At 68.9% G+C, this 14,676-nt stretch carries 12 protein-coding genes and 1 pseudogene; 6 read left to right on the top strand and 7 right to left on the bottom strand.

What is annotated here, in order from left to right; genetic code table 11:
• Positions 1 to 181: 181 nt before the first annotated feature.
• Positions 182 to 1,459, top strand: coding sequence for an FAD-binding oxidoreductase (locus tag ACWDSJ_RS29480; protein WP_450035759.1), 1,278 nt, complete (start codon positions 182 to 184; stop codon positions 1,457 to 1,459).
• Positions 1,460 to 1,604: 145 nt separating this feature from the next.
• Here the strand turns inward: ACWDSJ_RS29480 and ACWDSJ_RS29485 are convergent, their stop codons facing one another.
• Positions 1,605 to 2,021 carry a cytochrome c oxidase subunit 4 gene (locus ACWDSJ_RS29485; RefSeq protein WP_387361540.1) on the bottom strand — a complete coding sequence of 139 codons (417 nt, stop codon included), beginning with the start codon at positions 2,019 to 2,021 and terminating at the stop codon, positions 1,605 to 1,607.
• 22 nt (positions 2,022 to 2,043) lie between these two features.
• Positions 2,044 to 3,033 (bottom strand): aa3-type cytochrome oxidase subunit II, encoded by a 990-nt coding sequence (gene ctaC, locus ACWDSJ_RS29490; RefSeq protein WP_387361538.1) that lies wholly within the window; start codon positions 3,031 to 3,033, stop codon positions 2,044 to 2,046.
• Positions 3,034 to 3,409: 376 nt separating this feature from the next.
• Between ctaC and asnB the strand changes: the two genes are divergently transcribed.
• From asnB to ACWDSJ_RS29505, 3 genes are all read left to right on the top strand, one after another.
• Positions 3,410 to 5,335, top strand: coding sequence for an asparagine synthase (glutamine-hydrolyzing) (gene asnB / locus ACWDSJ_RS29495; protein ID WP_450035761.1), 1,926 nt, complete (start codon positions 3,410 to 3,412; stop codon positions 5,333 to 5,335).
• A gap of 439 nt (positions 5,336 to 5,774) precedes the next feature.
• Positions 5,775 to 7,385 (top strand): purple acid phosphatase family protein, encoded by a 1,611-nt coding sequence (locus tag ACWDSJ_RS29500; protein WP_450035762.1) that lies wholly within the window; start codon positions 5,775 to 5,777, stop codon positions 7,383 to 7,385.
• A 193-nt stretch (positions 7,386 to 7,578) separates the two neighbouring features.
• Positions 7,579 to 8,112 carry a glyoxalase superfamily protein gene (locus tag ACWDSJ_RS29505; protein WP_450035764.1) on the top strand — a complete coding sequence of 178 codons (534 nt, stop codon included), beginning with the start codon at positions 7,579 to 7,581 and terminating at the stop codon, positions 8,110 to 8,112.
• 349 nt (positions 8,113 to 8,461) lie between these two features.
• Here the strand turns inward: ACWDSJ_RS29505 and ACWDSJ_RS29510 are convergent, their stop codons facing one another.
• The 4 genes and pseudogenes from ACWDSJ_RS29510 to ACWDSJ_RS29525 all read right to left on the bottom strand — a co-directional run bounded on the left by ACWDSJ_RS29510 (position 8,462) and on the right by ACWDSJ_RS29525 (position 12,700).
• Positions 8,462 to 9,211 (bottom strand): adenosylcobinamide-GDP ribazoletransferase, encoded by a 750-nt coding sequence (locus ACWDSJ_RS29510; protein ID WP_450035765.1) that lies wholly within the window; start codon positions 9,209 to 9,211, stop codon positions 8,462 to 8,464.
• 40 nt (positions 9,212 to 9,251) lie between these two features.
• Positions 9,252 to 10,313, bottom strand: coding sequence for a nicotinate-nucleotide--dimethylbenzimidazole phosphoribosyltransferase (gene cobT, locus ACWDSJ_RS29515; protein ID WP_450035850.1), 1,062 nt, complete (start codon positions 10,311 to 10,313; stop codon positions 9,252 to 9,254).
• A 570-nt stretch (positions 10,314 to 10,883) separates the two neighbouring features.
• Positions 10,884 to 11,573: pseudogene (locus tag ACWDSJ_RS29520) on the bottom strand (bifunctional adenosylcobinamide kinase/adenosylcobinamide-phosphate guanylyltransferase); the annotation flags it as partial.
• Positions 11,574 to 11,722: 149 nt separating this feature from the next.
• Positions 11,723 to 12,700: a GlxA family transcriptional regulator gene (locus ACWDSJ_RS29525; protein WP_450035766.1), complete on the bottom strand. Its 978-nt coding sequence runs from the start codon at positions 12,698 to 12,700 to the stop codon at positions 11,723 to 11,725.
• Positions 12,701 to 12,786: 86 nt separating this feature from the next.
• On the opposite strand from ACWDSJ_RS29525, the gene ACWDSJ_RS29530 reads away from it, so the two are divergent.
• Entirely contained in the window at positions 12,787 to 12,990 is a 204-nt protein-coding gene (locus ACWDSJ_RS29530) for a hypothetical protein (protein ID WP_450035767.1), read from the top strand.
• Positions 12,991 to 13,388: 398 nt separating this feature from the next.
• On the opposite strand, the gene ACWDSJ_RS29535 is transcribed toward ACWDSJ_RS29530, so the two are convergent.
• Positions 13,389 to 14,072: a DUF3043 domain-containing protein gene (locus ACWDSJ_RS29535; RefSeq protein ID WP_387361524.1), complete on the bottom strand. Its 684-nt coding sequence runs from the start codon at positions 14,070 to 14,072 to the stop codon at positions 13,389 to 13,391.
• Between the two features lie 142 nt (positions 14,073 to 14,214).
• Between ACWDSJ_RS29535 and ACWDSJ_RS29540 the strand changes: the two genes are divergently transcribed.
• Positions 14,215 to 14,568 (top strand): iron-sulfur cluster assembly accessory protein, encoded by a 354-nt coding sequence (locus tag ACWDSJ_RS29540; RefSeq protein WP_387361523.1) that lies wholly within the window; start codon positions 14,215 to 14,217, stop codon positions 14,566 to 14,568.
• Positions 14,569 to 14,676: the final 108 nt, after the last annotated feature.

Consider the following 14,676-nt stretch of genomic DNA (forward strand, 5'->3'; position numbering starts at 1 on the left):
TCACGCCACGCGTACCCACTCACCACGCCACCGGGCTCGCCCTTTCACCTCACCCGAACCCCCTCACCACGGCCGCCGGATTCGCGCTTTCACGCCACCCACACCCTCTCACCACGGTCGCCGCCGGACCGCTGGGTTCGGGGCAGACGAAGGTAACCCGGGTGTGGTTAGCTGTGGGGCCATGAGCACGACGTTGGCCGCCCTGCCGGAGGAATATCTACCCCGCGATACCGCGGATGTCGTTCGCACAGTTCGCGATTCGCGGCCCCAGCCGCTGACCGTGTACGGCGGGGAGCCCACCGCGGAGGACGAGCTCGGTCCACCGGACCGCCGCGTGGTGCTGTCGCTGCGCCGGATGAACCGGGTGCAGGCCGTCGACGCCGACGCTCGCCTGGTCCGCGTGCAGGCCGGGGCGCGGCTGTCCGATATCGACCGCACGCTGGGCGCGCACGGGCTGGGCCTGCCGATCGTCGGTGACCACCGCGAGATCACCGCGGGCGGATTCGCGGCCGTCGGCGGGCTCAGCGGCGCCTCCCACCGCTACGGCATGTTCAGCGACAACGTCGTCTCCCTCGAATACGTCGATCCCGAGGGCAGATTCGGCACCTGCGGGCGCAACCACCACACCGACCGGTTCCGCCGCATCCTCGGCAGCGGCGGCCGCGCCGGGATCATCACCGCGCTCACCCTCGAGGCGGTCGAGGTCGACAAGGACCGCACCTGGCTGACCTCCGACGCGCACCGCTTCCTGGACTTCGACACCTTCGTCGAGCACTCCCTCGCCGAGATCGTCAAGCCCGGCGACGCCATGCTCCAGGTCGGCCGCTGGGTCGATACGGCCCCGCTACGGGTTTCGCGTCCCGTCGGTACGGGTCACGTCCAGCTCGGCACCGTGCGCTTCGGCCAGTGGTCGAGCCTGCACCCGACCACCGCCACCCCGTCGCTGCGGGCGCGCCGCGAACTCGGCGCCCGGGCCCGGAAGTCGTTGGGCGCCATCGCCTCCGCCGCGCGGGGCCCGGCCGGGATGCCGGTCCGCAACGCCGCCGCGGGCGCGCTGATGTTCTCGCCGAAGGTGCTGACCCTGCGCGACGCCGAATACCTCGCCGACACGGTCGTGACATCCTCCGAACGCGGACCGGCCTATCGCGTCGCGGTGTTCGCGCCGCTGTCGACCTACACCTCGGTGTTCCATCAGCTGCACGATCTGCTCACCGACCACCGCGAGCGCAACGGCGCGTTCACCGTGATCTCGGCCCTCACCTACGGCGTACGTTCCCCGTACCTGCACGAATTGTCCGGTGAGGACCACGGATTCATCTCGTTCACCTGCCGCCTGCGCCCCACCGGCACCACCTACTCGGCCCGGTCCGGCATGCCGGAGGTGCTGCGCGAGATCGACGCGGGCATCGACGAGATCTGCCTCGTAGAGCGCGCCCGCCGCTACCACGCCGCCGACTGACCGCCCCGAAAACGCCGAACGCCCGGTCGATTTCGACCGGGCGTTCCTCGTGTACGGGAAGGGCGTCAGTGCGGCTCGGAACCCAGGGTGCTAGAACCAGGGCGTCAGTGCTTCTCCGGACCCGAGCAGTACTCGAACACCAACGTCAGTGCTTCTCCGGACCCAAGTGGTACTCGAACACCAACCCACCCACCGAGGTCAGCACGCAGATCACACCGAGCCCGATCAGCCACGGCTGGAAGAACGCGAAGCCGATCGCGGTGATCGAACCCGAGGCGGCCATCAGGATGGGCCAGAAGCTGCCGGGCGAGAAGAAGCCCAGATCGCCCGCGCCGTCGACGATCTCGGCGTCCTCGTAGTCCTCGGGACGCAGATCCAACCGGCGCGCCACGAACCGGAAGTAGGTGCCGACGATCAGGGTCAGCCCCGCGGTCAGCACGATCGCGGTGGTTCCGGCCCACTCGACGCCGGTACGCGACTGGCCGGTGAAGAAGGCGTAGACGACCGCCACGATGATGAAGAACACCGTGAGCAGCTCGAAGATGCGTGCTTCGACCTTCATGTCAGATCAGTCCTCGCTTGCTCTAGGAGGAGCTTCCGCCGCGGGCGGTGCGCTCGGTCTCGAACGGGTGGGTCGTGGTCGCCACCGGCGATTCGCCGATCGCGGCCAGCGCGTCCGCATTGGTCTTACCCGCCTCGCGCGCCTTCAGGTACTGCTCGAACTTCTCCGGCGACACCGCGCGGACCTCGAAGTTCATCATCGAGTGGAAGGTACCGCACATCTCCGCGCAGCGACCGACGAAGGCGCCCTCCCGCTCGATCTTGGTGATCTGGAAGGTGTTGTCGGAGTGGTTCTCCTTGGGGTTGGGCATGACGTCCCGCTTGAACAGGAACTCCGGCACCCAGAAGGAGTGGATCACGTCGGCGGAGGCGAGCTGGAACTCGACGATCTTGTTGGTCGGCAGCACCAGCACGGGGATCTCGGTGCTCGAACCGACCGTCTCGACCTTGTCGTAGTGCAGGTAGGTGATGTCGTTGGCGGGCTTGCCGTGCACCGGGCCGGGCTGCGGGTGGCCGTCCGCGGTGCGCTCCTTGTACTCCTCGATGATCTTGTCGTCGAGGCCCTGGCGGGTCTGGTCGACACCGTCATACACCTGACCACCGGCGAGCACGGCCTTCTGGTAGCCGAACTTCCAGTTCCACTGGAAGGCGGTCACGTCGACGACCACGTCCGGATTGCCGACCTTCTCGTGCACGTAGTTCTGCACGACCACGGTGAAGTAGAACAGCACCGCGATGATGACGAACGGGATCGCGGTGTAGGTCAGCTCCAACGGCACGTTGTAGCCGGTCTGCCGCGGGAACTCCGGCGAATTCGGCTTCTTGCGATGGAAGGCGACCGTCCAGAAGGTCAACCCCCACACCAGCACACCCACCAGCAGGGCGGCGACGACCGACCAGGTCCACAGTTCCCGCATCTTGGTGGCCTGCGGGGTCACGCCCGTCGGCCAGCCGAACCGAAGCACGGGGTTGTCGATCGAGCAGCCCGAGACGAGCAGCACGGTGATCCCCATGGACACCGCCAGCCCGGCCCGCCGAAGGATGCGGCCCCGGCCGGAGGTAGCGCCTCCGCCGGGTCGTGCCCCTATCGCTTCGCTCGCCTTGTGCGCCACGCTCAACGCCTTCCTGGTCGTCTATCCGACTCGACGCCGCCCGACCTGCGGGCGACGCGGTTTCAGCTCGTTCGGGGCACTCGCGGGCGAACCGGCGCAACGCACGGCGCATCCCCGGAGTTCCCGAGTACTACGCAGCGTAGACCAAACCGGGTGCTGTGTTGTGACCGGGTCGATTTCGACACACCGGGCCCAGCGCGAATCCCGTACCTACGGCATACTCGAAGACCACCGGCCACCGTCCGTCCCCCGATCCCGAAACGAGGTTCCCCCCGCAGTGTGTGGACTGCTCGGATTTCTGACCGCCGACGGCGCGACCGACGATGTCGTCCAGCGGGTCTACGACGCCCTCCACTGCGGTCGGCACCGCGGCCCGGACGAGCGGGGCACGTGGCACGACGGGGACCTGATCCTCGGGTTCAACCGGCTGTCGATCATCGATATCGAGCATTCGCATCAGCCGCTGTTCTGGGGGCCGCCGGACAATCCGCGCCGCTACGTGCTGGCGTTCAACGGGGAGATCTACAACTATCTCGAGCTGCGCGAGCAGTTGCGCGCCGAGCACGACGCGGTGTTCCACACCGAGGGCGACGGTGAGGCCATCGTCGCGGCCTATCACCATTGGGGCACAGCGGCTTTCGCGCGACTGCGCGGGATGTTCGCGTTCGCGTTGTGGGACAGCGAGACTCGGCGGCTGGTGCTCGCGCGCGATCCGTTCGGGATCAAACCGCTGTTCCTGGCGACCGGGCCGCGCGGCACCGCGTGGGCGAGCGAGAAGAAGTCGCTGCTGGAACTGCTTGCGCCGCTGGGCCTTTCGGACGAGCTGGATGTGCGGGCGCTGGAGCACTACACGGTGTTGCAGTACGTGCCGGAGCCGGAATCGCTGCACGCGGACATCCGCCGCCTCGAGTCGGGCTGCTACGCCACGTTGTCGCCGGGTGAGAAGCCTTCCAGCGAACGGTATTTCGAGCCGAAGTTCCGGGTGCGGCCGTTCGCGGCCGGATCCGAGGAGGCGCGCTACCGCGAGATCGCGGCGGTGCTCGAGGATTCCGTCGCCAAGCACATGCGCGCGGACGTGACCGTCGGCTCGTTCCTGTCCGGCGGCATCGACTCGACGGCCATTGCGGCGCTGGCGATTCGGCACAATCCGAATCTGCTGACGTTCACCTCGGCGTTCGAGCGGGAGGGGTATTCGGAGGCCGACGTCGCCGCTGAGACCGCCGAGGCGATCGGGGCCAAGCATTACATTCGCGTGGTCAGTCCCGAGGACTTCGCCAACGCGATTCCCGAAATCGTCTGGTACCTCGACGATCCCGTGGCCGATCCGGCGCTCGTGCCGCTGTACTTCGTGGCCAAGGAGGCGCGCAAGCACGTCAAGGTGGTGCTGTCGGGCGAGGGATCCGACGAGCTGTTCGGCGGGTACACGATCTATCGGGAACCGTTGTCGCTCAAGCCCTTCGAGTATCTGCCGCGCGGCGTGCGCCGGTTGGCGGGCAGGCTGTCGGAGCGGATTCCCGAGGGCACGCGCGGCAAGAGCCTGCTGCATCGCGGATCGCTGCCGCTCGAGGAGCGCTACTACGGCAACGCGCGCAGCTTCTCCGATCAGCAGCTGCGGGCCGTGCTGCGCGACTTCCGCCCCGAGTGGACCCATCAGGACGTCACCGCGCCCATCTACGACCGCTCCCGCGGCTGGGATCCGGTGGCGCGCATGCAACATCTGGACCTGTTCACCTGGCTGCGCGGCGACATCCTGGTCAAGGCCGACAAGATGACCATGGCCAACTCCCTCGAACTGCGGGTCCCCTTCCTCGACCCCGAGGTGTTCCGCGTCGCCGAACAGATCCCGTTCGACCAGAAGATCACCAAGGACACCACCAAGTACGCCCTGCGCCGGGCCCTCGAGACGATCGTCCCCCCGCACGTCCTGCACCGCCCCAAACTCGGCTTCCCCGTCCCCCTCCGCCACTGGCTGCGCGGCCCCGAACTCCACGACTGGGCCGCCACCCAGATAGCCGACTCCCAAACCGACCACCTCCTCGACAAACCGGCGATCAAATCCATGCTCGCCCAACACCGTTCCGGCACCACCGACCACAGCCGCCGCCTCTGGACCCTCCTGGTCTTCATGATCTGGCACGGCATCTTCGTGGAAAACCGCATCAAGCCGGACATCCAGGAACCGACTTACCCGGTCCGGCTGTAGAGGTTCGCCCGGGCACACACCCCCTGCCCGGGCCCCCACCTCCCACGGCTCCGGCACCCCCACCTCCCGTCCCCCGGCGCCCTCACCTCGTGCCCCAGCGCCTTGGCCTCTTGCGCCCAGCACTCTCCTTCTGTGCCCGGCACCCCCACCTCCTGCACCCGGCACCCCCACCTTCTGCACCCGGCACCCCCACCTCCTGCACCCGGCATGGCCTCTCCTCTGCCCCGGCAGGCGCTCACAGCCCCTGCACCCGGCATGGCTTCTGCTCTGCCCCGGCAGGCGCTCACACCCCTCTGCCCCGGCAGGCGCTCCCACCCCCTCTGCCCCGGCAGGAGCTCCACCCCCTGTGCCCCGGCGCGCTTTTCGCCGGGGCCTACGTTCACCTGCAATTCGCCGGGTTGTGACGGACCCTGAACCGGGGGCGGCTTAGCTGAAGGGCATGACCGAGCGGGAATCCGAGGGTGCGGGCAGTTCCGAGCAGACCGTGAGTCGGCGGTGGTTGTTCGGGGCTTCGGGGGTGGCGGCGATCGCGGGGCTGGCGGCGGGGGCCGGGGCCACGGCGTCGCAGCGGAGCGAGCCGAGCGGGCAGGACCATTGGCCTCGGTCGGCGGAGATGCTGATCGGGCCGGATCGGGCTGCGGCGCCGCGGGTTTCGGGGCTGCATCTGCAATTCGGGGCCGACGCGGCACGGGAGGCGGTGGTGTCCTGGCACACGGTCGGATCGGTGACCGATCCGAAGGTTCGGTACGGGACGGCTACGGACGGGTTCGGCACGGTGGTACGCGCCCGGACCCGCACCTATCGCGACGCCAAATCGGGTACGGAGGTCCAGGCCCACCACGCGCGGCTCACCGGACTCACCCCGGGCACCGACTACGTCTACGCCGCCGGACACGACGGCGCGCCCCCGGAACTCGGCACCCTGCGCACCGCCCCCGCGGGACGAGCGGCCTTCCGCTTCACCAGCTTCGGCGACCAGGGCACCCCCACCCTCGGCAAGCTCGACAACGGCAAATTCGTCAACGACAACCTCGGTTCCCCCTTCGCGGGCGACGTCACCGCGGGCATCGAACGACTGGCCCCGCTGTTCAATCTCGTCAACGGCGACCTCTGCTACGCCAATCTCGCTACGGATCGGGTACGGACCTGGGACGACTGGTGGGCCAACAACTCCCGCTCGGCCCGCTACCGCCCCTGGATGCCCGCCGCGGGCAACCACGAGAACGAACTCGGCAACGGGCCCATCGGCTACGCCGCCTACCAGACCTACTTCACCGTCCCCGAGAACCGCGGCGACGACCTGACCCGCGGCCTCTGGTACTCCTTCACCGTCGGCGGCATGCGCGTGATCGCCCTCGCCAACGACGACATCTGTCACCAGGACGCCGGGAACACTTATGTACGGGGATACTCCGGGGGCGCCCAAAAGCGTTGGCTGGAGGGCGAATTGGCGGCCGCCCGCGCCGACCGCGACATCGACTGGGTGGTCGTCTTCATGCACCAGACCGCCATCTCCTCGGCCGACAAGTTCAACGGCGCCGACCGCGGCATCCGCGAGGAATGGCTGCCCCTGTTCGACAAGTACCAGGTCGACCTGGTCCTGTGCGGCCACGAACACCACTACGAACGCTCCCACCCCGTCCGGGGCGTCCTCGGCACCGACACCCTCACCCCCAAACCGGCCGACACCCGCACCGACCGCATCGATACCTCGAAGGGCACGGTTCACCTGGTGATCGGCGGCGGCGGCACCTCGGTTCCCTCCAACGCCCTCTTCTTCCCCGGGGAGCAGTGCCGCGTCATCACCGAGGTCGGCAATGTCGACTCCGCCACCGGTAAGAAGTCCCCCACCTACGTCGTGGAACAGGCCCCGTGGTCGGCCTTCAAGGACGCCGACCACCCCTACGGCTTCTGCGCCTTCGACGTCGACCCCGGCCGCCCCGGCGGCGAAACCACCATCAAGGCAACGTATTACGCGCTGGTCGGACCGACAAGCGAACTGAAGGCGATCGACACCTTCACCCTCGCCCGCCCCCGCTCGGATCGCTGAGACCGACCACCCGGCGCGCTGTGCCATAATCGCTCCCGAGGTTGGCGCACCTGCCGCTCGCAACCCTCCTCGGGTTCGGTGAACACGCCGTCATGTCCGTCGCGTATCGGAATCCTGACACCGAGGCTCCCGAGAACCGCTGGCAACGCGAGCTCCCGGTGGTGTTTCTCCGCCTCGCCGAAGGAGATCCGTGATGTTCCCGCTCACCGTCGACGCCGCCAAGCGCGCCGCACGCGCCCTGCGCGAATCCCTCTCATCGGCCGACCTGGCCACCCTGACCCACGCCCAAGCACTGGAAACCCTCGCCCACACCCTCGGCTACCGGGACTGGAACACCTACAGCGCCGCACTGAGAACGCCCCGCCCCCTCACTACGGTTCCGGTACTGCGCAGCTACGATTCCCGCATCGCGCGGCGATTCTATTGCGACTACCTGGGTTTCGAGGTGATCTTCGAGCACCGCTTCGCACCGGACCTCCCGCTCTATTTCCGCATAACCCGCGGCGAGGTCCACCTCGACCTGAGCGAACACCACGGCGACGGCACCCCCGGCAGCGTCGTCTGGATCGCCACCGCAGGCCTCGACCCCTGGTACCGCGAACTCCGCTCCAAGGACCACCTGACCACCCTCCGCCCCGCCATAGACCGATCCGCCCCCGGCGGCCCCACCCTCCAACTCACCGACCCATTCCAAAACATCCTGCGCCTCTGCGAGCCCAGCGACTAACGAGCAATCCAGCCAGTGCCCGCCAGGGCACACCAGTCGGGTCGATCACCTCGTCGCGCCCTTCGGCACCGCCGACGGGGCCAGGCAGGCCCTGCGGCACAGACACACCCGCAGGATCAGACCCGACCCAAGCCCACCCGCTCCCTGCACACCTCGAGGAATTTCACCATCTCCCCACTCCCCAGGCCCACGCCCTCCCCCCATACCTGAACGAACACCCCCATCACCCACCGGCTCCCCTGCCCCACCCACTCCCGCGCAGGGCCGCCCCTGTCGGCAGGCGCGATGCGCCCGCCGACGGGGCGGCCCTTCCCGGGAGCCGATCAATCTGGCGGGTCCTCGAAATCGCTCAAGCCGAATGCAGCGACAGCGACACAGCGGCAACCGAAACCGCGATCTCCACGGCCGCGCCGAGCACATCGCCGTTCACCCCCTCGAACCGCCGAACGCAATGCCGGACCACAAACAACGCCACGGCGAGACCCGCGACCACGGCAACCACACCCAGCCACCACCGCCGCGGGACAACGAAAACACTTGCCGCCGAAGCGATTACGATCCACCCAACCACCATCACCCACCCTTGGGTATCGGCGACCAACGCCCCGAACCCGGCCCCCGGCGCGGCCGCGTACCCCCGGCAGGCGAGCACCACGGCCACCCGCCCCACAACCACCGCCACGGCCACCCCCCACCACCGCCCGGCCTCGGCCATCCCCGCGAACGCGAAGCTCTGCAACCCCACCGCGAACACCATCGCCACGGCCCCGAACGGCCCCACACCCCCACTCTTCATCACCTCGCGCGCCCGCTCCGGCGGCCCGTAGCACCCCAGCCCATCCGCCGTATCGGCCAACCCGTCCAGATGCATCCCCCGCGTCACCAGAGCCAGCATCCCGACGGTGATCAACCCAGCCGATGCGAAACCCGTACCCGCCCAGCACAAAACCCACAGCACACCCGTAGCCAAGGCCCCGAGCACAATCCCCACCACCGGAGCCAGCGCGATGGCCCGCCCCGCCACATCCCGATCGACCGATTCCGGTCCCCGTACCGGAAGCACACTTAACCAGGAGAATGCGAGCCGCACGGCGTTCATCGCCGCTCCGCCCAGCGTCGGAACCCTTCGGCTCGCCCGCTCAGGAGCCCACCTCGCTCGGCGCCTCCGCCGTGCTCACCCCGGCCTCGTCGAACGTGACCATCTCCCCGAGCGTCGCGACCGCCGCCCGCAGGACGGGCAACGCGGTCAGCGCGCCGGAGCCTTCGCCGAGGCGCATGTCCATATCGAGGAGCGGTGACAGGCCCAGTTTGGTGAGAGCCATCTGGTGGGCGGGCTCGGTGGAGCGGTGCCCCGCCACCCACCACTCGCGCGCCCCGGGCGCGAGCATCTCCGCGACCAGCGCGGCCGCGGTGATCACCACGCCATCGAGGATCACGGGCGTGCGGCGGGCGGCGGCACGCACCAAATAGCCTGCGGCAGCGGCGAAGTCGGCACCGGCGGCGACGCGCAGCAGCGTCACCGGATCGTTGCGATGCGGACGCGCGCGCCACATGGCGTCGCGGACGGCCGCGGCCTTGCGCATCCAGCCCGCGTCGTCGACGCCCGTGCCACGACCCACCGCGAGCACCGGCTCGGTATCGGTCAGCGTGGCGATGAGAACCGTTGCGGGCGTGGTGTTTCCGATGCCCATATCGCCCGCGATCAGCAGATCCGCACCCCCGTCGATCTCCTCGTCCGCGATCCCCCGCCCCGCCGCCAGCGCCGCGCGCACCTGCTTCTCGTTGAGCGCGTCCTCCCGATCGATGCTCCCGCTGGCGCGCATCACCTTGTACGCCGACACCGACGGATCGGTATCCCCGCCGACCGCGATATCGACCACCCGCACACTCGCCCCCGCCAGCCGGGCCAGTGCGTTGACCGCCGCCCCACCCGCCAGGAAGTTGGCGACCATCTGCGCGGTCACCTCGCTCGGATACGCCGAAACCCCATGTCGCGCAACACCATGATCGCCCGCGAAGACCACCACCCGCGCCCGCTCGAACTGCCGCGGCGGACACACCCCCTGACACGCCGAAACCCAGTTCCCCAACACCTCCAACCGCCCCAGCGCACCCCCAGGCTTGGTCAACCGCAACTGCCGAGCCTCGGCCTCCGCCCGCACCCCGGCGTCCGGCGCCACCACCGGCCCGAACTGCGGCACCTCATCCCCACCGGTGAACCATTGCCCACCCGCATCCCGACTCGAATCCGCGAGATCCGTTGCGTCCGAAGAAGTTTCGCGGTTCAGCCCGCCTCCCGCAGCACCGCCGTCATCCTCACCGGTAGCCGCTACACCACGCGCCAGCGACCCAGGTCCCGACGTCGATCCGAAACCGGTTGCATCAGAATGCTTTTCAGCAACCGAGGCCGATTCGGACGCGCCCTCCACCGACGTCTCACGCCCGCTCGGCACTCCCGAGGCACGCGGAATCACCGCGGCGGAATGACCTTCACCCGGAGCTGATTCACCGCTCGCTACCCCCGCCTCGCCCAAACCAGCTGCGGCCGAACCACTCTCGCTCGGCACCGACTCACCACCCGATCCCCTGAGCTCGCCAGAACCCGCCGCGGCCGAACCACCTGCACCCGAAGCCGATACCACTGACCCGCGAGAACCCGCCCCAACTCCCCCCGCCGCAGCACCGGAAACGACTGCCGCCGAACCGGTTTCACCCTCGCGTGAACCAGGAACACCGGAACCCTCGAACGCCCCCGGCTTGATCCGCGTGGCCACCCCCGCCACCACCAGATAGACCTCATCGCACACCCGCCCCAACCGCTGATTCAACTCCCCGATCTCATCGGCGAACAACCGCCCTGACCGGGTAGCGGGCACCACTCCCAGCCCCACCTCGGGACTCACCAGCACCAGATCCCCCGAGTAATCCGAAACGGCCGCCACCAACGCGTCCAGGTCCGCCGCCACCGTCCCCCGCGGCGCCTCCCAAGCCCCCCGGGCGTCGATCCGCCCGGTCAGCCACGTCCCCAGATCATCGATCAATGTCATCCGCGCGGGCTCCCCGAGCACCGCCACCGGATCCCCCTCCACCACGGCCCACTGCCCCGGCCGCCGAACACGATGCGCCGCAACCCGTTCGGCGAAGTCGGCATCGCCCGGATCGACGGACGCCGTAGCCACATACCGCACGGCCCCCGCCCGCCCGGCCAGTTGCTCGGCGAACGCCGACTTCCCCGACCGAATCCCGCCGAGTACCAGCGTCCGCAATCCCCGCCCGCCCGCAGCATCGTTCAACACGCGAGCACGGTACCAACCCCCCACCCCCTCCGGGCACACCTGTACCAGCCCCCACCACCTCCCGGCCCACCTGTACCAGCCCCCACTCCCTTCCCCACCCACCCGAAAACAGGAACCCCCAACCCACCAAGGCTCACTTCCCCAGGTACACCACCCCAGCCGCACCCCTTATTCGGATCCGCACCCCTTACATGGCCCTACAAAGGGTGCGGATCCGAATAAAGGGTGCGGCTGTGTTGCCGTGCCTTCTGAAGGCCGCACTTGCCGAAGCGCCGAAAGACCGGTGGTGCCGAGCCTCTGCGGTCGGCAGAACCCTAAGACGACCCCACCGAAGACGGCTGCCCGAACCTCCGCCGATACTCCGTCGGCGCGATCCCCACCACCCGCTGGAAGTGATGCCGCAGCAACGCCCCCGACCCGAATCCACACCGCCCGGCGATCGTCTCCAGATCCAGCGTCGTGTCCTCCAGCAGATGCTTGGCCAGCAGAACGCGTTGATTCGTCAGCCATTTGACGGGTGTCGTTCCGGTTTCGGCGACGAAGCGGCGGGCGAAGGTTCGGGTGGACATGGCGGAGCGGGCGGCGAGGTCCTCGACGGTGTGGGTGAGGTCGAGGTGTTCGGTCATCCAGGCGAGGGTGTCGCGCAGGCTGTCGGCGCGGCATTCGGGGACGGGCTGCTCGATGAACTGGCGTTGGCCGCCGTCGCGCTGCGGGGGGACGACCATGCGGCGGGCGATCTTGTTGGCGATCGCGCTGCCGAGTTCGCGCCGGACCAGATGCAGGCAGGCGTCGATCCCGGCGGCTGTGCCCGCGCTGGTGATGAGCGGGCCCTCGTCGACGAACAGCACGTCCGGGTCGACGGTCGCCGACGGGTAGGCCTCGGCGAGCTGGTCTACGTAGCGCCAGTGCGTCGTGCACCGCCGCCCGTCGAGCAGCCCGGCCGCCCCGGCGAGGAACGCCCCGGAACACACCGTGAGCACCGTCGCCCCGCCCGCCGCGGCCTCCCGCACCGCATGCACGACGCGCGGGTCGATGGCCATTCGGTCCCCGGCCGGAAACGCGGGCACCGCAACCAGATCCGCGTCGAGCAGTGCCTCGAGGCCGTATTCGGGCGTGACGGAGATTCCGGGAGACGACGAGGTCAGCGGCTTGCCGGGGTCGGCGCCGCACACTCGGAAGTCGAAGACGGGCAGGCCGTCGTCGCTGCGGTCCAGGCCGAAAACCTCGCAGATGACGCCGAATTCGAACATGGCCAGGCGCTCGTTGAGCACGACCGCAACCTTCGACAGCATGGGTCGAGTCTACGTGGCTGAATCTTTACGAACAATGTCACAACTGCCACTGGTGGCGGTAAGTGCAGGAGCGAAAAATTACTGCCATGATTGCTTCGCTGCTTCTCCTCGCCGCCGCGGTCGCCATGATCCTCGCCCTCGCCGCGCCGTCCCTGTTCCTGCGGCACAACCTGACCCTGCCGCTGCTCGGCTCGACCGATCACACCGACCGCGACGCCGAACGCCACGAGGCCGACCTCCGCGCCATCGTGTCCCTGCTCGGCCAGGGCTCGATGCGCGAACACGGCTGAGCCCCAAGCCGATCCGCGCCCGGCCGCCCCGCGAACCGCGAGCCCGGCCGGGCCTCGGCCCACTCCGCACTCATCCCGTACGCAACCAGGACCCCCCGAAAGCGCTGCACCAACCCGTACTCGCCCCGCACACAATCGACGCACGCGCCCCGAGCCTCGAACAACCCGTACTCGCCCCGCACAGAACTGACGCACCCGAGCCCGGACTCAAACCCTTACCGGCCCCGTAGACAACCCACCAGCACACCGAAAGCGCCCGACCCTCAGCTCAATCCGCGCCCGACCCCAAGCCTCCGACTGAACCCGTACCCACCCCGCACGCAACCAATACGACCAAGCCTCCCGCGCAGACGCGCCGCGTCGACTACGAACGCCCCCCAAGCCGACTCACCCCACCCTCAAACCGATTCCCCCGGATTAACCCGCGGCTTAGGCGCCCGCATCCGCCGAATCTGCGACGCCCGTACGAACGCGTACCACCCCAACGACAACGACGAATCCGTCCGATCCGGGAACCGCTCCGACACCCGCCGATTCACGATCCGTCCGAGCAGGAACCCCTCCCCGGCCATGAACACCATCATCACGAGCATGGCCAAGGTCACATACGCCTGCACCGCGGGCGTCAGGAACATCGTGAGAATCAGCACCAGCGCCAGCGGCATGAACAGCCCGACCAGGTTGCGCCGGGCGTCGACCAGATCGCGGACGTAGGCGCGCACGGGCCCGCGGTCGCGCGGCGGGAGGTACTTGTCCTCCCCGGCGAGCATCCGCTGCCGACGGTCGGCGGCGTCGCGGCGACGTTCGGCGGAGGCGGCCTTGCGGTCCTGCCGGGAGCCGCGGGCGGCCTTGCGCCGGGCGCGCGCCTCCTTGGCCGTCATCGGGGCGGGCGCGACGGGACCACGGCGGCGGTTCTCCGCGTCGCGGCGCTTGGGGGTGGGCCTGCCCTTACCGGCGGTCGCGGTGGCGGCCGATCGTTCGGGGGTGGACGCGCCGCCGTCGGAACCGCCGCTCGTGGCGGCCGAGGTATCGTCGGCGAGGTCGTCGGTGGTGCTGGCATCGCCACGGCGGAGGAACTTCACGCCGACCAGGCTATTCGATCGGTTCGCGGGGCCATGCCCCCACCCGGTCCATCCTGGTGGCAAGATTGGAAATAGCCACCCGCGAAGTGGCGTTGACATCTTGGAGCCGTTTCACGGGTATCACAGGTCCCTAGGAGAGTTCATGACTGTGCAGAACGAGACCGCCACCACCCACGGCGTGACTCTGACCGAGGCCGCCGCGTCGAAGGCGAAGGCGCTGCTCGATCAGGAGGGCCGCGACGATCTGGCGCTGCGGATCGCCGTGCAGCCCGGCGGCTGCGCCGGTCTGCGTTACCAGCTCTTCTTCGACGATCGCGCCCTCGACGGCGACCTCACCGCCGAGTTCGGCGGCGTCACGCTGACCGTCGACCGGATGAGCGCCCCCTACGTGCAGGGCGCGTCCATCGACTTCGTCGACACCATCGAGAAGCAGGGGTTCACCATCGACAACCCCAACGCCACCGGCTCCTGCGCCTGCGGCGACAGCTTCAACTGATCGAACCAGTTCGGCGCGGGACCCGTACGGGTTCCGCGCTGTCCTCTGCCCGGGGTGAGATGCCCTGCGCCACAACGTAAAACGTAGGGAACACCCGGCACGTCGGTC

It is taken from the genome of Nocardia sp. NPDC003482, assembly GCF_053588115.1.